Annotated in this window: 21 protein-coding genes; 15 read left to right on the forward strand and 6 right to left on the reverse strand. The window is 65.8% G+C overall.

Features of this window, described 5'->3' with window-relative positions; all coding sequences use genetic code 11:
• Positions 1-244 (forward strand): hypothetical protein (locus tag HF999_RS22240; protein ID WP_210734034.1); only part of this gene is annotated, 244 nt, incomplete at its 5' end.
• A gap of 296 nt (positions 245-540) precedes the next feature.
• Here HF999_RS22240 and HF999_RS21130 read toward each other — a convergent pair.
• On the reverse strand, positions 541-1,854 hold the full coding sequence (locus tag HF999_RS21130; protein ID WP_168547768.1) for an ISL3 family transposase: 1,314 nt from the start codon (positions 1,852-1,854) through the stop codon (positions 541-543).
• A gap of 384 nt (positions 1,855-2,238) precedes the next feature.
• On the opposite strand from HF999_RS21130, the gene HF999_RS21135 reads away from it, so the two are divergent.
• The 7 genes from HF999_RS21135 (at position 2,239) to HF999_RS21165 (ending at position 9,515) form a co-directional block, all read left to right on the forward strand.
• On the forward strand, positions 2,239-2,388 hold the full coding sequence (locus HF999_RS21135) for a helix-turn-helix domain-containing protein (protein WP_168547769.1): 150 nt from the start codon (positions 2,239-2,241) through the stop codon (positions 2,386-2,388).
• 78 nt (positions 2,389-2,466) lie between these two features.
• Positions 2,467-4,503, forward strand: a complete 2,037-nt coding sequence (locus HF999_RS21140) for a DUF5906 domain-containing protein (RefSeq protein WP_168547770.1) — start codon at positions 2,467-2,469, stop codon at positions 4,501-4,503.
• Positions 4,500-4,778 carry a hypothetical protein gene (locus HF999_RS21145; RefSeq protein ID WP_168547771.1) on the forward strand — a complete coding sequence of 93 codons (279 nt, stop codon included), beginning with the start codon at positions 4,500-4,502 and terminating at the stop codon, positions 4,776-4,778. Before HF999_RS21140 ends, HF999_RS21145 begins: the two co-directional genes overlap by 4 nt.
• Positions 4,779-6,173: 1,395 nt before the next feature.
• On the forward strand, positions 6,174-6,827 hold the full coding sequence (locus HF999_RS21150) for a MobC family plasmid mobilization relaxosome protein (RefSeq protein ID WP_168547772.1): 654 nt from the start codon (positions 6,174-6,176) through the stop codon (positions 6,825-6,827).
• A 28-nt stretch (positions 6,828-6,855) separates the two neighbouring features.
• The gene (locus HF999_RS21155; protein ID WP_168547773.1) at positions 6,856-8,460 is read left to right on the forward strand and encodes a hypothetical protein; all 1,605 of its coding nucleotides are present in this window, start codon (positions 6,856-6,858) and stop codon (positions 8,458-8,460) included.
• Between the two features lie 10 nt (positions 8,461-8,470).
• Positions 8,471-8,797 carry a hypothetical protein gene (locus HF999_RS21160; protein ID WP_168547774.1) on the forward strand — a complete coding sequence of 109 codons (327 nt, stop codon included), beginning with the start codon at positions 8,471-8,473 and terminating at the stop codon, positions 8,795-8,797.
• Positions 8,798-9,083: 286 nt separating this feature from the next.
• Positions 9,084-9,515, forward strand: coding sequence for a hypothetical protein (locus HF999_RS21165; RefSeq protein ID WP_168547775.1), 432 nt, complete (start codon positions 9,084-9,086; stop codon positions 9,513-9,515).
• A 59-nt stretch (positions 9,516-9,574) separates the two neighbouring features.
• On the opposite strand, the gene HF999_RS21170 is transcribed toward HF999_RS21165, so the two are convergent.
• Together HF999_RS21170 and HF999_RS21175 are read right to left on the reverse strand one after the other, a co-directional pair.
• Positions 9,575-10,747 carry a TraM recognition domain-containing protein gene (locus HF999_RS21170; protein ID WP_168547776.1) on the reverse strand — a complete coding sequence of 391 codons (1,173 nt, stop codon included), beginning with the start codon at positions 10,745-10,747 and terminating at the stop codon, positions 9,575-9,577.
• A gap of 197 nt (positions 10,748-10,944) precedes the next feature.
• A complete protein-coding gene (locus tag HF999_RS21175) occupies positions 10,945-11,223 on the reverse strand; it encodes a hypothetical protein (RefSeq protein WP_168547777.1) in 279 nt (92 codons plus the stop codon).
• Between the two features lie 110 nt (positions 11,224-11,333).
• Here HF999_RS21175 and HF999_RS21180 point away from each other — a divergent pair, with 110 nt between their 5' ends.
• From HF999_RS21180 to HF999_RS21210, 7 genes are all read left to right on the forward strand, one after another.
• The gene (locus HF999_RS21180; RefSeq protein WP_168547778.1) at positions 11,334-11,507 is read left to right on the forward strand and encodes a hypothetical protein; all 174 of its coding nucleotides are present in this window, start codon (positions 11,334-11,336) and stop codon (positions 11,505-11,507) included.
• Complete coding sequence (locus HF999_RS21185; RefSeq protein WP_168547779.1) at positions 11,504-12,202, forward strand: hypothetical protein; 699 nt, start codon at positions 11,504-11,506, stop codon at positions 12,200-12,202. The genes HF999_RS21180 and HF999_RS21185 overlap by 4 nt, the downstream gene beginning before the upstream one ends.
• Positions 12,199-12,495, forward strand: a complete 297-nt coding sequence (locus tag HF999_RS21190) for a hypothetical protein (protein ID WP_168547780.1) — start codon at positions 12,199-12,201, stop codon at positions 12,493-12,495. Before HF999_RS21185 ends, HF999_RS21190 begins: the two co-directional genes overlap by 4 nt.
• Before the next feature lie 50 nt (positions 12,496-12,545).
• The gene (locus HF999_RS21195; protein WP_168547781.1) at positions 12,546-12,776 is read left to right on the forward strand and encodes a DUF3040 domain-containing protein; all 231 of its coding nucleotides are present in this window, start codon (positions 12,546-12,548) and stop codon (positions 12,774-12,776) included.
• Positions 12,773-13,432: a hypothetical protein gene (locus HF999_RS21200; RefSeq protein ID WP_168547782.1), complete on the forward strand. Its 660-nt coding sequence runs from the start codon at positions 12,773-12,775 to the stop codon at positions 13,430-13,432. Before HF999_RS21195 ends, HF999_RS21200 begins: the two co-directional genes overlap by 4 nt.
• Positions 13,425-14,513, forward strand: coding sequence for a hypothetical protein (locus tag HF999_RS21205; RefSeq protein ID WP_168547783.1), 1,089 nt, complete (start codon positions 13,425-13,427; stop codon positions 14,511-14,513). The genes HF999_RS21200 and HF999_RS21205 overlap by 8 nt, the downstream gene beginning before the upstream one ends.
• A gap of 68 nt (positions 14,514-14,581) precedes the next feature.
• Positions 14,582-14,947 carry a hypothetical protein gene (locus HF999_RS21210; protein ID WP_168547784.1) on the forward strand — a complete coding sequence of 122 codons (366 nt, stop codon included), beginning with the start codon at positions 14,582-14,584 and terminating at the stop codon, positions 14,945-14,947.
• A gap of 59 nt (positions 14,948-15,006) precedes the next feature.
• Here the strand turns inward: HF999_RS21210 and HF999_RS21215 are convergent, their stop codons facing one another.
• From HF999_RS21215 to HF999_RS21225, 3 genes are read right to left on the reverse strand one after another with little or no spacing between them, the layout of a single operon-like run.
• The gene (locus HF999_RS21215) at positions 15,007-15,834 is read right to left on the reverse strand and encodes a hypothetical protein (protein ID WP_168547785.1); all 828 of its coding nucleotides are present in this window, start codon (positions 15,832-15,834) and stop codon (positions 15,007-15,009) included.
• Between the two features lie 38 nt (positions 15,835-15,872).
• On the reverse strand, positions 15,873-17,063 hold the full coding sequence (locus tag HF999_RS21220) for an HNH endonuclease family protein (protein ID WP_168547786.1): 1,191 nt from the start codon (positions 17,061-17,063) through the stop codon (positions 15,873-15,875).
• Positions 17,060-17,887 (reverse strand): adenine-specific methyltransferase EcoRI family protein, encoded by an 828-nt coding sequence (locus HF999_RS21225; protein ID WP_312854229.1) that lies wholly within the window; start codon positions 17,885-17,887, stop codon positions 17,060-17,062. Before HF999_RS21225 ends, HF999_RS21220 begins: the two co-directional genes overlap by 4 nt.
• Positions 17,888-18,017 lie beyond the last annotated feature (130 nt).

Raw genomic sequence — 18,017 nt, forward strand, 5'->3', positions numbered from 1 at the left:
GGCCATCGAACGCGTTGCCAACACCTCGTGTTTCCACCGCGACCAGGGACCGGAGCTGTCGGATCGCTCGACCAGTTGCTCACCCATGGTTCTTGGTCACGAGATGGATGGGGTGGTGTTCGAGCGGCCGTCGACGGGTTGTGAAGGTCGCGTGGTCAACGACGCGTGTAGGGATGTAGGGATTGAAATCTGTCCCTACAGGTGCCCCTACACGGTGAACATCCAGCTCAAAGCATGTTTTTAGGCCTGAATGTAGGGATGTAGGGATCTTTTCAAGAAAATAATGCAGGAGAGAACACCTCGATCTTCTGGCTGTGTGCATGTATGAACATTTTCGTTCGATCGTCCCTACATCCCTACATAGGGTGCTGAATTACCGGCGTGAGCTGAGTTTATTCCTTGTAGGGGCACCTGTAGGGATCAAGACGTGTCCCTACATCCCTACACGCGGTCGTCGAGGGATCTCTGAATCACAACCGCAGGCTTGCGGTGTTGGTTGAGCGTCATACCGGCTCTTCGAAGTTGAGCGGGCAATTCCGTTCAGCAGTGGAATTGCTGGATGCTGGCCCGCTGGGCGCGGGTGCAGTGGAATCGTATCCGGCGCCGTGAGTTCTCGGTGTTGCGGAACCCGCAGGCCACGCGTTTGACCTGTTTGACCAGGCGGTTGTAGCCCTCGGTGCGGGCGTTGGTCAGCCCAGTGTGCAGGAACGCCAGGATCGCTGGCCACCACGTCTCGATCGTGCTCGCGAGCCGGGTAATCTCGGGAATGTCGGCGTCAGCACACCATCGGTAGAAGCGGTAGAGTCGGCGGCGGATCTCGCCGTCGTCAGCCCCGTCTCGTGCAGCGGAAAGTAGTTGCCGTAGTTCCTCTTTCGCGATGTAGGCGGTCAGGATCTGGCCGCTGGGATCATGGTCGAACAGCGCATTCCACATCTTCGCAAATGACCTGTCCGACAGCCGTTCTCGCGCACTGAGCAGTCGCCGACGGTTGGCCCACTCCGGATCCTGCTTGCGTCCACGGCGGCCATGGGCGTCGAAGGTGACCCGCCGGCGCACGCCGGTGACCATGTCGTTGGCCAGCTTGACCAGGTGAAAATGATCGACCACCACCTGCGCGTTGGGCAACAGTGCGTCGGTGACCGCGGCCGCGTAGGCGGCCGACGGATCGATCACCACGTGGGTGATCTGATCGCGGAACTGCTCGGATTGGGCGGTCAGCCAGTCGGTGACGGCCTTGCTGGTGCGGCCCTCGACTTGGCCGAGGAGGCCCTGATCGCCACCGAGATCGACGAACCCGGTGTCCCACGGATCCACACGCACCCAGCGGCGTCCGTCGGCGTCACGGACCCAGCGGGGCTTGCCACGGCGGGTCTCGTCGATCCCGAGCACCTGCACCGGTCGCGGCGTGCCCAACACCCGGTCGGCGTGCTCGACGAACGCGGCGTGCGCGGTCGGCCACGACACGCCGACTCCGGCGGCGACCTCGACCACCGAGCGGGCCGCGTCCCCGACGGCACGGCCAATCTGGGTGCGCAATCGGGTCGTGGTCCGGCGGTGTGGTGGCACCTGCGGGATCGATTCGGTGAAGGTGGCACGCTCACAGTTCGGGTTGACGCATCGGTATCGGGTCTTGTTCCACCGCAACAGGATTGGATCGTCACCGTAGCCGATATCACGGGGTCGGGTGACTGCGTGATCTTTCACCGACGTCGAAATCGTCCGACAGTCCGGGCACCGGGCCGCTTCAGGATCGGCGGTCACCACATCGACCACCCGCGTCCTGCCCTGCCGCGACACCGCGGCAACCTCGAGTCCTTCCAAACCCAACAACAACGACGACGTAGCATCGACCATGCCCCTGGTACTCCTCACCGAAATCTTGAATGCTTCGCAACATCCAGATTTCCGGAGACCAGGGGCGCCTTACGTCACCGACACGCCGGTCCGCTGACCAGGCATTGCCCGCTCAACCTTGAAGAGCCGTCATACCGCACATGTTTGCCTTTGTTCAGAAAATACTCGGCCCGCGAAGAAGGTGCTGATGGAGACCTGTAAAGGCGGCTTTGTGTGAGTGCATTTCCATTACTCGTGATCGATTGAAACGCCCTCTGAGCTGCGCGTTTCGCGCTGTAGGTGGTTGCGCTGTGTGAGCGTTTAGTGGAGTCTGTAGGCATGGATAGGCATCGAGATGAGGGACGAGAAATGGGAGCAGTGGTAACCGAATCGACACCAGTGTCAGTGACGGAATGGCTGACGGTCGACGAGTACGCGGCGGTGAAGCGGCGAAGTAAGTGGACGGTGTACCGGTATTTGAAGGCTGGTCTGATCCCGGGCGCCGAACAGCTGGTGCCCGGCGGGCGCTATCGCATTCCGGCATCTGCTGCGTAGGAAAGAAAGAGCGCCATCCCTCTGGCGAAGGAACGGCGCTCAACAACCTCATCACGACCAAATGAGAAAGGTTTGTCAATGACAGTGTATGACGAGGTGATCGATGATGTCGAGCTGCCGGTCGAGCGTGATGAAATTGGATTCGAGCCTGAGCCGGAGGTGCCGGAGTCAGTCGAGCCGTCAACATATGACGAAGCGCTCAAGCGGGGAACCGCCCAGGCGCTGGCAGAACTGAGGAATGCCGGCGACCTGCCGTCGCCAGCCAGCGCCGCGGCGCTGGTGCTGAGCCGCAGCAACGCAGAGGCGGCGGCGTGGGCCGTCGAGGTCGGCGAGAAGCTGCGGCCCCTGCGGGTGATCCGTCCGCGACAGGCCGCGGACGTGGCGATGCTGTACCTCGATGTTGCGCTCATCCCGGCCACGGAGTCACAGGATCTGCGCAGCACCGCGATGATCGGCGTGTACGACGACGTCGAGGGTCTGTACGAAGAGTGCTCGGGCGAGACAAACCTGCTGACGGTGTTCCTGCGCTCGATGGTCTACGACTCGGGGACGAAGTGGATCGCGGAATCGGTTGCCGCGATCCGGGATCTGGCTCCGGTGCGGTACCAGTGCGACGATCCTGATCTGGTTCCGTTGGACGACTGCATCTACCGGATGTCGACGGGCGAGCGGTTGCCGTACGCGCCTGAGGTCGTGTACATGGCCAAGGCGCGGACGCGCCTGCCGGAGACCGAGCCGGAGTTGCCGCGGATCCAGAATCCGGACGGCAGCTGGTGGGACCCTGACTCTTGGCTACTCGAGACGATGGGGACGCCGGAGCTGGCGCGTCAGATCCACGAGGTCAACAACTACCTGCTTCGGGTCCGGGCGTTCTCGGACGACAAGGTGGTGCTCTACGACTCGCAAAGCGGTAACAACGGAAAGGGCACGATGCTGGCGCTGCACCGTGGCGTCATCGGCGGACCGAAGGGCCTGCGGTGCGCGTCTGTGCCGTTGGACCGATTTGGCACCAAGGACGTGAACTTCGCCCTGGCATCGATGCTGCACGCGGCGGCCAATCTGTGCGATGAGTCCGAGACGGGGGCTTTTCTGTCGTCGTCGGCTGCGTTTAAGCAGACCACCTCGCATGATCCGATCGAGATCAACCGCAAGCACCGGGATGCACTCACGGTCAAGCTGTTCGTTGGGATGGTGTTCTCGATCAACAAAAAGCCGAAGTTCAAGGACAAGACCGAGGCTGTGTTGCGCCGCCTGCATATCGTCCCGTTCGGGAATCGGTTCATGTCCGACGGCAGCACCGAGATCGTCAAGAATCCGCTGATCAAGGCCGACTACGTGAAGCGGCCCGAAGTGCGCGAATGGTTTGTCTGGCAAGCGCTCAAGGTGATCGGGCCGATCACCGAGTTCAGCGTGCCCGACGAGGTTGCGCAGGGGCTGGAGGACTACCGCGAGGACAACGACCCGATCATTGACTTCTGGCGGCGAGTCGAGCCGCAGTTCACGGCGAGCTGCTTGGACTATCTTCCGCTGGAGATGCTCTACGACTTGCACCGGGCGGAGTCCCGCGCCAAACGGGGAACGTCGGCCGCCGTTGAGTCGCTCCGCAACTTCAGCGACCGCTTGGTCGAGGAGGCGCTCAAGGGCGGTGTATGGCGCGAGGAGCGTCATACCGGTGGCCGTCGGGAGCGCAAGCAGAAGTCGATGACCTCGTGGTCCGGCGTCGGCGCACCTCTGGTCGATGAGGCGTTCGGCGATCTCGGCCGATCCTGGATGGAAGAGCGTGATACCGGTGTCAGCACGTCCTACTACGAGCAGGTAGCCGGTGATGAGCGTGTTGCGCGGTGGGGTCGGCACAGCGTTGTCCCCTGCGCCGCTCGGTCGCCGAGGTCGATCCCGCTGCCACCGCGAACGTCGTGTTTGGTGCGGGATCTGCCGCCGTTGCCGACGATGTCCCCGACATTGCTGCCGCGAGTTGAGGCCCCCGAGGACGTTGCGTTCACGGCATCGCCGATCACTGCGGCCGAGATCAACTCGTTTGCGGCGTGGCTCGACCGGAGCGGTGCCATCCCGCCGGAGTTCAGTGTCGGCCAAGGAACAGGAAGGAACGAACCATGAATCGCCAACAGCGCCGAGGGCAAAGCCGAAAGGGATCGTTGGGCCCCGAGGAGTTCAGGCGCGAGCTTCGCTTGGCCGCGTCGGGTGATCCGGCAGCGGACCCATCGGTAGCGGCCTTCTGGGCGCAGCACATGGCCACCACCGGCGTCGTTGCGGCCGCGCTGAACGATCGCGGTATCGAGGTGCTGCGTCACCGGAACACCGATGAGAACCTCATCGCCGGCGTCGATCTCGACGGTGCCGGTGTCCCGCGGCAACCCGAGGGCGACGGCTGATCTGCATCCTCATGTCATCTCATCTTGTCTGAGGACCATCGGACGAACACTGCACGAAACACCCCCGCACCGGCCCGGTGCGGGGGTGTTTTCCATTGCGCTCCAGAGCCTTTCGGTAACCGAGAGCCTCCATCAGAGGCGTTGTGGCGGCGAAACGGGCCGTTACCGGAGGCGACAACGCCTCGACAACGCCGCAATATTGCGTCGGAAGGTCACCCTCAGCCTCCGATCGGAGGCGACAACGCCTCGACAACGCCTCCTGCTTGCGTCCGAAGGGTGCCCTCAGCCTCCAATCAGAGGCGATGGAGCGGCGAATTGAGCCGCTATCGGAGGCGATCATGCGGCGATCTTGCGTCGTAGGGTGCCCTAAGCCGCAACATGGCCTCCACATGGGCCGTGTTGTGACGCTGCAAGGCCGTCAATCGGAGGCCCAAGGGTTACCTCAGCCGCAAAAGTGCCACGTTAATGCCTCAAGTACGCCGTCAATCGAAGGCGATAAGGCAGCCGATCGGGGGTGATGAAGCGGCGAAGTTGCGTCCTGAGACGGTGAGTTGTCCACGGGGGTAATGGTTTTACGGGCGGTCCGATGAGCTGGCCATCCTCGACGACATCGGCCCGCACGGGGCCGCGCACGGCACGCACCGGTGCACAAGCCTCCACCGGCTGTGCCGCGCCATGCCATCGAGGGCCATTTCACCCGACCCATCCGGCGTCCGCCCCGACCGTGCCGGGGTGGTCGATCACCGTCGCGGGACCGGCCCGGTGGCCAGCCATCGCTGCCCACGGAGGCGGGTGGCCGGCGCGCTGGCGCGCCTGCCCGATCCCGCCGCCGGACAGCCCGCTGTGTGGGCCCCACGAGGCCAGCCGCCCGCTTGCGGGTGGCGCCCGCCGAGTGGCGTACCCGGCGCCGCGTGCGGCGTCCGGGGATGCCAGGGGTCGCGGTGATCCGGACCCGAACGCCTGCTGTCCCGGGGATGCCCGCCGCGGTCCGATACGCCGGGGCCGGGGCATGTCCCGAGCCCCGGCCGGGCTCGGCTCACCGGAGCCGTGCCGGCCCCGGTGAGCCGGGGTCCACCGACCGTCGCGGCTCCCCCGGGGAGCCGGCCACATCCCGTCGCGGCGCTGTTCCGGCGACGGTTCGCTCCCGGCCGCATCGCGGCCGGTGGTCCTGTGGCCAGGGGGTCCAGGGGGCGCGCAGCGCCCCTTGGCGACAAGCCCGTCCCGAGCGCAGCGAGGGTGGTAGACACACGGGGCGAATGCCCCGTGTGTCTACCAAGGGTGATGCTCGCCCTGGACCGCACCCCGCGACATCGTCGCGTCCCCGTCTGTTGCGTCGTGGACCGCCGCCCCGTATGGTCGTTGTAGATACAACGACATTAAGGGGCGGTGATCACGGTGGTGGACGGCGACGACAGGGACACGGACGTGGACCTGGAGGCGTTGGCCGCCGGCGTGATCCGGGACCTGGGGACGGCCCATGGCCGGCACCAGCCCCGGGTCCACCGCGCCGTGCCGAAGGCACTGGCGATGCGCGCCGACGGCGTCGCCTTTGCGGCCATCGGCCGCGCTGTCGGGTTCGATCCGAGGACCGTGCGGCGGTGGTGCGCGGTGGCCGAGCGGATCGAGCCCGGGTTCGCGCCGCCCCGGCGGCGCGAGGCTCCGCTGTCGTTCCGCCCCGCCGAGGGCATGACGGAGGAGCTGGAGTCGATGGCGTTTCAGACCGGCGTGCCGGCCGCGGATCTGTTGCGGAAATTCACCGCCGCTGGGCTGGCGATGGAGGTGCCGGAGACGGTGCCAACGGCCCCGGCGGCGGTCCTCGACCCGGACGTCGTCGAGCTACTGTGCGCGATCCGCAACGCGCTGGGCGAGCAGTCGCTGGAGGCTCGCGCCCAAGGCAACAACGTCAATCAACTCACCAAGTTCGTGCACACGTACAGGGAGCTTCCGGTGTCGATCACCGAGACGATCGCGGCGTTGGCGACGGTGGTCGAGGGGTGGTCCCGGGCGCTCGACCGGATGGCCGACGCGGTGACGGCGGTGGCCCCGTGAGTATTGCGTCGAGTATGGCGGTGACCGGATGGCGGTGACGGTGCTGTCGCCCGCCGGAGACGCCCGGGCGCTGGATGACTACATCTCCTCGCACGCGGCCAAGGACGCGGGCGAGGCTCATGGCTTCGGCACGCGGGTCGAGTACGTCTCGACTCGCGGTAACACCTCGCCGGAGACGTTTGTGGCCGATGTGATCCGCAACCAACAGGCCCACGGCAAGTCCGACTTGAAGCACACGACGTGGCACATGGTCATCTCGTGGTCCAACGAGGAGGCCGCCATCGACGACGAGGTGGCCGGTGCCGAGTGCCATCGGGTCAGCATGGCCATCGCCGAGCGGGCCTTTCCCGGACGCATGGTTAAGGGGGTCACGCAGCGGGACAACGGACGATGGGAGGGCGAGGGTGCCGACCGCCAGTGGGTGCCGGGTAAGTGGCACACCCACGTCCAGATCGCGCACGTCAGCGAGCGCTCAGCTGAGGTGTCTTTCGCCGGCAAGGGCGGTGTTGTGCGCACCCGGCGCTATCGGGCCGGCCGTGCGGTCGACGGGTCGATGAGAAATATCGCCCGCGTGCGGGCGATCACCGACGAAGTGGTGCTGGAGAAGCTCGGCTACGACAACCGCGCCTACGTGCGTGCCTGTCGCCCGACGGCGGAAGTCACCCGCGAGGACGTGTCCCAGCGGGTCAGGGTGGGATACAGCACTCACGATCAGATCCGCGAACGTCTGGACGCCGCGGTGGCCGGGTCTCGCGATTGGGACGAGTACGTCGCGCACGCCGCGACCGATGACATCGAGGTGAAGACCCACGGTAAGAGTGGCGCGTCGTATGCCTGGCGCGACGACGAGGGCACCGAGCACAAGGCCCGCGCCCGCAAGCTCGGCAACGCGTACACCCGGGCCGGGGTGGAAGAGCGTCAGCTCGGCCACGGCGGCCACGCCGGGGTGACCGCATCAGCCCGCACCAAGCCCATCGACGACGCCGCCGCGGTGCGGCACCCGGAGTACGCCGGGGCGACATTTGAGGATGCGATGCGCGAGCGACTCGACGCACTGGTCGACGATCCGGCGGTCAGCTCTCGCGTCGACCTGGCCGTCGGCATGGCCGAGCGTGGCGTCGCTCTGGGTGGCGATGAGGCGGCGGTGATGACGCCGCAGGGCCGGGTCGCGTGCGCCCCGGAGCACTTGGGGGGCGAGTACACGCTCGTTCGGGTGATGGGCCGGTCGGAACGGGAGAAGGAGAAGGAGAGAATCAATGACAACAGAAGCGCCGACCGCGGCGACGCCCGCCGCGGAAGCGAGGGCAGCACGGCTGCGCGGCGAGCCGCGCAGTCAGCCCAGCGACTCCGCGCCCTCGAACACATCGAGCGCCTCCAGCGAGATGAGCGATCTGCATCAACAGATCGCGGACCTGGCCGCGACCGTGGATCGACTGCACGAGACGTTGGGGCCGATGGGCGAGGCGCTGGAGCGGGTGCACGAGGTGGTCAGGAGCGTCCGAGCCCAGAGCGAGAAACTGGACGATCTGTCCCAGGTGGTAAGGGGCTTGTCTCAAGCCTCGAGAGGGCAGCGGTCCGTCGACGGGCCGAACCCGGCAGGGGCCGAGACGGCGACCATGGCTACGGCGACTGAGGCTGCCGCGGTGATCGCCGAGCTGCGGGCCGTGGAGGAGCGCACCCAAGGTGCGCTCAAGCTATCGCACGCCATGCGTGCCGCAGCGGCGATGGTGCCCTTCGCCGCGGCCCTGGCCATGGTCATGGTGTTTCTGGTGCCGCTGTCAGAGATCCTCGGCGTCGGGCCGGTGACCCGGTGGATCTGGATCGAGTTTTCCACCACGGAGTCGATCGGTACCCGCGTGCTGATCATCGTCACGATGGCCGCGATGACGGTGGGGGTCGTGTGGGCCGTATACCGGCTGGGACTCGCGCTGACCCGTCGATACCAGCGATTGATCGAGGACGAGCGATGAGCATCTGGGGTGACGATGCTACTGGTCTTCGGCCCGCTGGGGACCCTGTGGCCGAGCTCATGGCCGAGCGCAGAGGCACGTGTCATTGGTGCGATGCACCGGCAGCCTACGAGCTGACCTTCAGTGTGAAGTCGAGCGGCTACGGGACGCCGATCTTCCACGACACGCGCAAGGCGTGCGAGACGCATCACGACGATCCCGGGATACCGGAGACCCGATGGCCGATTTTGATCCAACGGAAGCGATTGCCCTGAGACGCAGGGCAACAAAGTGAGAGGAAGAGGACATGGCCACCGAGCAGACGCAGCGCGAAGACCCGGACCGGGAGCGCCGTGAGCGCGAACAGCGCGAGGCCTCGTCGGTCGACACGGCCAGGGCGGACCGCCGCGAACAGGATGGCCTCGACGAGCGCCGGGTGAAGAAGCTGGAGCAGGCGCTGGCCTCCGGCGATCCGCGAGAGCTTCGCCGGGCCGGCGGCGCGGGCACGCCGGAATACTCCGAAGCGGCCAAGCGGGTCGCCACCAAGGCACAGGCGGCGGCCCGGGGCCGGGCGGTGGCCGAGCAGGTGGCCCAGGGCGAGCAGCAGGGTGGACCGGCACAGTCGGCCCAGCAGTCGCCGGCCCAGCGTCAGGAGAGCCGCGCCGATGAGATGGTGCGTCGTCAGCAGGAGCTGGTCGCGCAGCGGGCACGGGACAAGGACCGCGGTTTGGGTCGGTGAACCGGAGAGAAGAACAGCCCCTGCACCTCTACGGTGCAGGGGCTGTTCTGTATGCGGGGTCAGCTGGCCTTGACGCGGGTACGGAACTTGAGCGTGCTGATGTCGGGCAGCTCGACCAGCAGACCGGCCTCGCGGACTTTGGGACTGGACGCATCGGCGGGCCGGGAGCCGCGCAGGAGCCTGCCGTGGTCGATGTCGTGCGGGAGCAGATCCGAGCCGTGCAGCATGTCGCCGACCTCGGTGCTGGCCGACCGCTTGCCCTCGTGGTCGCGGCTCATCTTCACGGACTCGGTGCGTCCGTGGGCCCATGCCGCCTTTTCGAGGATCTCCTTCTCGGGAGCGCCGGTGAGGCACAGGATGGCGGGCCAGGTGTCGCGCAGCTCTGTCATGCCGTCGCTGCCGTAGCGGCGGGCGAACTGCGAGGTCCCCTGCATGGCGGCGAGCACCGCGATGCCCATGCCGCGGGCTTCAGTGACCACTGTCGGCAGCCGAGCCCACGGCATCGTGTTGCACAGCTCGTCGACGCACATCAGCAGATGGGGTACCGGTTCCGGGGCCGTCTGGGCGCGCCGCCAGTGCTCGCCGATGGCGTCCACGCAGGCCACTGCTGCGCCCGCGGCGACGCCGCTGGCCGGTGCGACCATGAACAAGGTCGCTCGTGGGTGCTCCAGCAGTGCCGGGGTGAAGACCTTGGTGCCGGGCTCGCCCGCGATGGTTGACCGAATCCAAGGCGCGACGCCCTGCTTCATCGTGATCATCACGCTGGACAGCATCTTCTCGGGCAGGAGGCTGGCCTGGACGAGCTCGTCGGCGAGGATGTCCGAGCCCATCGCCTCCAGGCGACGGGTGGCCGCGACCCAGCTCGGGGCGTCCGGGTCGGACTCGGGCGGATTGACCCGGCCCATTGCGGCGCGGGCCCACCTGACGCCGTCGGCCCCGGCAGCGCGCAGGATGCCGGCCATCGGCGGGGTCGACTGGGTCTCCCACATGGCTCCCTCCGGGCTGGATGCCCCGGTGGCCAGGCCGGAAGCGCCGGCCGATCCGGCCTTCATGAGCAGGCTCGCCATGTCGATGGCGTCGTCGTCGCAGGTGATGAGCGCGACCGGATCGGGGACGACCCGCTCCACGCCGTCGGGCAGGACCCCGTCGGGGACCTGCCCACCGAGATCGAGCACGTAAGTGCGACCGTGCCCACCGAATGCGACGCGCTTCTCCAGGCAGAGTTCGATCAAATCTGGCTTACTACTGATGGCCGCCACTGGCCCTTGCCAACGCAGGATGCCTGGCCCCAGGACTCGGCGCGACTTCCCGACGCCACTGGGGCCGCTGACCAGCAGGTGCGGGCCGGTCACGGCGGGTGTCCCGTCGATGAGGCCGCCGAACGGCGTCGGCGTGGGTACATAAGGACCAGCGTCTTTGCGGTACAGGCTCATTCGGAGTTCTCCCGGTCACTCTTATCTCCCCAGCGGGATCGCATGGCCTTCTTGCCTACCGCGGCGCGTCGCTCGCGGTCGGCTTCCTTGACCTCCTCTATGGCGGCCTGGATACCCGAGTCGTCGATGTGGGCGAGACCGTAGGCGACCAGGGCGCGAGAGAGCAGCCCCGGGCCGATCCCGGCCTTGCCGGCCTCGACGCGCAGGGTGTCGGCCTGGCTCTTAAGCAGGGTCACGGCGACCCTCTTCTGCTCGTCCTCGGCAGCGTTCGACATCGAACATGTCTCCTCCTGGTTCTATAATGCGGTTGTAATTACTACTGCCTTATAGTACCGTTGTAGTTGTTACGAAGCAATCAAAGCACGGGAATGGAAAATCCATGATGATGGCGAAAGCTCCAGCGCAGCCGGGCCTGTGGCGGCGCGGCTGGGTGTGGAAGACGGTGGCCGCGGTCGTGATCTTTGTGGCGGGCGTGTCCGTGGGCATGAGCGGTGACCGGGACAGCCAGTGTGAATCCCTCGGCCCGGCCCCGGCGGTCTCCGTGGCGGTGACGCCGTGATCGATGCCCTCGACCAGCTCAGTCCCACACTGGCGCAATACTTTCCGCCGCACTACGTGCGTGAACGCGCCGACTGGGTGGGCAACTACGGCCACGGCGAGGCCGCGGTATTGCGTCAGCAACGGCTCGCAGCGCGTGCCCGTCGGGGCCTGCGGTCCGAAGCGGGCACCGGAGCCGGCGCGGTGTCGGAGGAACGTGCGCGGCGTCGCCTCGGGCGGCGGCTGGCGGCCAAGGACCGCAAGGTCCGCGGTGCGGCGGCGATCGGTTTCGTCGAGGTCGTGCGGCTGGTCGCCTTCGGACCGGCCCTGTTGCTGGGTTGGTTGATCTATGCCGTCCTCTACCAGCGCGTGCCTGCCTGGGGCCCGCTGCGGTGGCGGCACCTGAGCGGTGCGGCGGCGGCCATCGGCCTCGCCACGGCGCTCGTGCTGCTGTGGACGACCAGCCCGACGAGCCTGGGCGGTTTCGTCACCTGGTGGATTGCGCTCCAGGTCCCGCTTGGGGTGGCCTATGCCGCCCGCCTCGCCTGGCTGTGGGGGTGGGAGGCGGTCACACGCACGACGACCACCACCACGGCACCGAGCGAGGTCGAGATCGACGTGCCGGCCGATGCGCAGCGGACCCGGACGGCCACGCCGTCGGAGTCGGTGTGGGGCCGGATCAAGACCTGGACAACTGAACCCGAGGAGAAGAAATGACATCGAAAACGCTGCGCGCCTGGGTGCGTGACACGGCTGATGACGTGCGCTGGGCGGTGCGCCGATGGAGCGACGCCCACCCGCCGCGACAGGCCCGGCTGGTGAGCACGGTGCTCACGCCTGACGAGGTTGCGGTGTACCTCCGAAGCGTCGAGTACCGGTCGGTGAGTGACCGGGCGAGCGAGGACCGCTCCGTGGCCGCGTGGTTGATGGGCCGTGGCGAGAGTCATCGCCTACCGCCGGCGATCCGCGAGGCCGTGAAGATCCGTCTCGATCCGGAGGCGCCGGAATGAGTTGCACCAGAGCTATTTACGTGCTGCTACACGGCGAGCCGCCTCTCCCGGTGACCGAGCCGGTCGAGCCGACCGAGCCGACGACCACCCACCCCGCGTTGCTGGGTCTCAGCATCGCGCTCGGGCTGCTCGCAGGCTTCGCGCTCATCGTCGCGGGCGTCGCCTGGGGCGGTTGGTGGCGGGTCGGCAGTGCGGCAGCCGCGGTGGTCGGGGTCGCGGTGATCATGCTGCCGGGATACGTGAATGACAAGCAGCACAACAAAAATGGAGGAGAGAAATGACGCAGCCACAGCCCATCATCATCAACAACGACAATTCGACTGGTGCCCGCGAGATCATCAATCTGATCGGCACAGTGATCATCTTCGGCGGCGTGGGCGGTCTCGTCTGGGCGGTGTCGCAGGAGGGTTACGCTGAAATGGCGGCGTCGGGCTTCTCCATCATGATCGTGCAGATGATCAAGATGCTGCTTGACGCGGGCGTCTTGGCCAAGCCGAAGACGGCTGGCGGAAAACGGCACTTCACGGGACTCTCGGCGGACATAAGGCGGTATGCGGCCGAATTCGCCGAGTGGCGGGCCGATCGGAAGATGTGGCAGATGGCGGCTCTGGCGCTCGGCTACGCGATCGGATTCTTGGTCCTGCGGTCGATGGTCCTGGCCGCGCTGGGGATCTTCCACAACGTGGTCTTCGCCGTCAGCGCTGCGGCCATCGTCGGCGGTGCGATCGCCGCACCGAGCTGGTACGAGCGGTACAAGAAGCCCGCCGTTGCGGCGGGAATCTACAACCCGGACGCGCTCAAGCAGGCTGCGGCTCCTGCGCGAGTCCCCCCTTACGTGCCGCCGGTGGCTGCACCGGTCGCTCAGCCTGCACCTGCACCCACGCCCAAGAAGGTCGTTGTCGTGCGCCGAGTCAAGAAGGAGGAAACCGATGTCTGAGTACGAGTACGTCGACGAGGCCGGCAACCCAGTCGATCCGTCGACCATGGGCGATGACGTCGAGATCGTCGAGTACGTCGATGACGAGGTTGGCGTGGAGTCCGACGAGATCGGTTTCGAGCCCGACGATGTCGTTCCCGACGTCGAGCCCGGTTACACCGAGCCCGTGCGCCAGTCGGTCTCGGCTGCCGATCCCGCGGATCTCGGACACGTCGTGGTCGACGACGTGCCACCCCACCCGGCCACGCCGCGGCCGGCGCTCGCCGATGCGACGGCGTTGGTCGACGACCAGGTGGTTATGGGTGCGAAGCTCAACAGCAAGGGCAAGTTCGTCATCATCGGTGCGGGCGTCGCGGCGCTGGCTGTGGTCGGAGGACTGGCGTTCGGGCTGCACTCGATCGGTAACCGGAACACCGTCGAGGACATCAAGGCGGGCGCGGCGAGCAAGTACGCGCAGGCCAGCCAGTCGGTCGTGGCCAAGTCGAGCGAGGCCCGTAACGAGATCACCGACACCACGATCGACGCTTGCTCGGGCGGCCTGGCCGCGGCAATGGCCACGGGATCGAGCACACCGAAGCTCACGCTCGATGTCCTCAGCGCCGCACCGCTGCCGGGTGGATTCATCGCGGCGACGGCGCCCAATGCCGATGGCCAGCAGGGCAAGATCTCGATGCTCCAGCTGACCCGGAACACCTGGGGCGTCTACACCACCGTGCCGCTGACCAGGGCCGAGAAGAAGGCCGAGACCCAGCGACCGGGCTTCTGGAAGGCCGACGTGGTTACCGACGGTGATCAGATCCGCGTGACCGGCGACCGCGTCTGGGCTGGCGGGGACACCGGCGGCGCGGGGAGTTGCGCGCCCGGTGAACCCGGGGTGTATGCGGCGACCGGCAAAGTCCCGGCCGACGCCGCGGGCCTGGTCGATGGCCAGGCGAGCGTGACGGCGATCCAGGGGATCGCTGGCGAACCGTCCAAAGCCGTTGCCGTGATGGGGAATTCGGTCGCGCTGGTCCATCTCGTCGAGGCAGAGCCGGAGGGAGGTGATGCGTCGGCGTCGAGTAGCGCGGTCCCGAGCAAGTAAGTAGGTCGTCGTCATCCATCCGGTCCGGACGCACACCAGATCAAACACACACGAAAGAAGGCAATCCCATGAACACCAACATCATTCGCACCGCTGCCGTCGCCCTCGCCGGGGCTGCCACCATCGCCGGTCTCGGCGCGCTGGGCACCGGCACTGCCGCTGCGGCCCCGGTCGCGCTGCCCTCGGGCTGCTACGACATCTGGGGACCCGGGATCCCCGTGCCGAACGGCCTCGGCATGGGCCACCCGGTTGTCGGCCAGGCGCACGTGGACGGCACCACGATCGCGGCGTTCGGCCAGCGGGGTCGGATCGACGGCACCACGATCACGATCGCTGGTCTGCACGGCACGCTGGGCCCGGCGGATGCGTGGCACCACCGGACTGTGGCTGGTATCCCGGGCATCGATGCGTTGTCGGAGGGCTGCACCGCCTGAAAGACGCAGGCAGTGAGGCAAAGACCCCCGTCACCATGAGGTGACGGGGGTCCTGTGGGCTACAGGGGTGCGATGTCCCAGAGCGCATGACGCCCGTCGGACTGTATGTTGTGGTCGGCGAAGCGTGGACCGAGCTCTGCGTTCAGGTCGAATCCGTCGCGTTGAGCGCGGTCCATGCACCCGGTGCGCAGGTCCGACAGCAGCGAACGTCCTGTGTCGTCGAGGTGGGTGACGTGCATGGTGATCAGCACGAGTTTGCCGTTGGCGAGCACGAATCCGTCGACGATGCCGGCGTCAAGAAGATAGTCGGCGGGACCTGCGTCGATGAGGGGCGCTCCAGCCTCGCCTATCACGACTCGGAACTCGGTAACAGTGTCGAGCCGCTTCAGCTTCTTGATCCAACGGACCTTCTGGGGGTCCTCCCATCCTGCGGTCGGGCATGGTCGAACGTCCTCGGTGGGGACCATGTACGAGATCAGGTGTGTCCAGCCGGGGACGAACGGCTCGGGCCGGTCCCACGCGCTGATGCGCCGGTTCTCGGGATCGGGTCGAACCACCCACTCCGCGCCGGGATGGTCGACCGACGACAGGTGGAAGATGTAGCGCCCGCTCTGGTGGAACGAGAACTTGGCCAGATCTTTCCAGGTACGGATCGCGGAGTAGACATCGAGCTTGTCCTTGTTGGCCCAGACCCGGAAGATGCTGGAGCACTCGCCTGGGTTGCCGACCGCGAACCTGGCAGCGGTCCGCTTGGTGACCGGCCGGAAGGTGAGGATGGGCTCGCTGGCGGGGGTGAGCGTTCGGACCGTCGCCTTGCGGCGGTCCTCGGAAAGCTCGAACACGAGTCCGGTCGAGACGATCCCGTCAACAACGACGCGTTCACTCATGGGTTCGTTCCAGCCGCTGGTGGGTTAGTTCCGGCGCTCTATCTGTTGCCCTTGGCGCGGTTGTGTGGGACGCAGAGCATCTCGCAGTTGGCCAGCGTCGAGGCACCGCCTTTGCTCCACGCGGTCACGTGGTCGGCTTCCATCTCCTTTGCTGGGTAGATCTTGGTGGTGTTGGCGTTTGAGCCGGACGCACACATTGGGCAGTTCGATATGCCGGCGGCCTTGGCCTTCTTCGTCTGTGCTGCGTACGCTTGCCTTTTGACGCCCGCGTCGAACAGACGCACGTCAAGGAGTCGGGTGTCCGCATGCACGCCGGGAGCCAGTTTTGCTAGCACGTACTCGTAGATGCCGCGCAAATCATGGACGGCCGGATCGCCGCGCAGATCCTCGATCAACTGGTCGACCTTGGTGGTGTTGTAGTGGTAGCCGTGGAAGGTCTCGTAGAGGCGGTTCCAGTCCCGGCCGCACATCTGCGGATCGGGCGACCTTGTGAAGACTGCGTTGATCCACGCAATGATCTCGTCGAAGTAGGCCTGCATCTGAGCGCAGTCGGGGTCGTGGCGATGTGCGGCGAGGTAGCCGTCGACGTCGAGGTCCTCGCGATTGGCTATCCAGTCGAGCGCTACGGCCAGGATCTCTTGGCGTTTCGGGTCACCCTTGACGTAGCTGCGCCACATCGTCATGTGCGCATTTCCGGAGTTCGAGTAGACGGATTTGGCGGCAGTGACAAAGGAGCCACTGTAGATCGCGTTGAGTAGTTCCTGCTTGTTGAGCGGGACGCCTGCGATGTTAATCGTCTGGAACCACTGCTTGATCTCTTCCTCGGTGCCCTCGCAGTGATAGACCAACAGCGTCGACTCGACGATCGTGCTCTGCAACTCCTTTGGCAACGACCCGAATGTTTGCTCACGGCCGTTGATCTTGACAGCGAAGCGGCCCTCCACGAACCTCCCGATGCTGGTGATGCGCTGCTGGCCGTCGAGCACTTCGAGGGCGCCGGCGGCCGGATCGGCGACGTTGAAGTAGATCAGTCCCAGGGGGTAGCCCTTGAGGAGGGACTCGATGACGGCCTTGTCACGCTTGCCGTCGTCGTAGATGTAGTGCCGTTGGTACTCCGGCTGGATCGTTAGCGCACCATCCAGTCCGTAGAGCCCTTTGCCCTCCAGCTCATTGAAGTGAAAGCCCTCGGTGATCTCGGCGACCGTGTAGCTCTTCAGCTTCGTCTTCATGACGCGCTCCGGCGGCGGATGAGGATTCGGGCGAAGAGTTGGATGTAGAGATTTCCGTCGACCTCGTAATAGGTGTCGTCGGCAGGAGGCTTGTCCACTCGGATGACGGGACCGTCGTTGAGCTTGGTGACCTGACTGCGCTGACCGTTCTTTCCGATCTGCGTCTGCTTCGGGTACGTCTTGCTGGGCGTGCCGAGAGGTGCTTTGGCGATGCCCACGATCTCGAATTCGTCGGGGTTGTGCCGATCGAGGTAGGAGATTGGCACGCCCATTACGCCGTCGAAGTCGCTTGGGATTGCGATGCTCAGTGGAACGTCGAGTGCGTCGTAATTGTCGTATTGGCGGTATCCGCCCTTGTTGTTGAGCGGCTTGCTGAACTTGAGGTTGTCGGCGCGGCTCATCAGCTTCATGGGTTCGTGGCGACGGCCGTGCTCGATGTTGGTGAACCAGCAGCTGTTACCGAGACGTGTGTAGTCATAACTGTCGTCGGATTGGTACCCCAACTTCTCGGCCTTGGCGCGGTCGGAGTCCGAGACATGGGCACCCTTGGGGACGCCGAAGACCATGTCGGTACTGTTCGCGGTCGCTCCCTTCCAAAGTTTGTTGTCCGCGATGAGCGGAAAGATCTCCTTATAGGAGATGGCGTTTTGGTTTCCTACAATCGAGAAGTTCTTCTTGCCGTTGACGATCCATCCCATGAACTCGCGGAACAGGCTGAAGGGTGGATTCGTGACGATGATGTCAGCCTCGTCCCGTAGCGCGGTGACCTCGGGCGAGCGGAAGTCGCCGTCGCCGCTGAGATACTCCCATTGAAGGTCGTCGATGTTAACCCCGGTGTTTCATGGGGATCTGCGGATCGCTGGGCGCAAATAGACCGAAGTGCTCCCTGAACAGGGGAAACTGGGACTTGTCTAGAGCTACAGTTCCTCAAGCAGAAAGCACTCGGTAGGTGAA

The sequence above is a fragment of the Tsukamurella spumae genome, assembly GCF_012396015.1.
Lineage (GTDB): Bacteria > Actinomycetota > Actinomycetes > Mycobacteriales > Mycobacteriaceae > Tsukamurella > Tsukamurella spumae.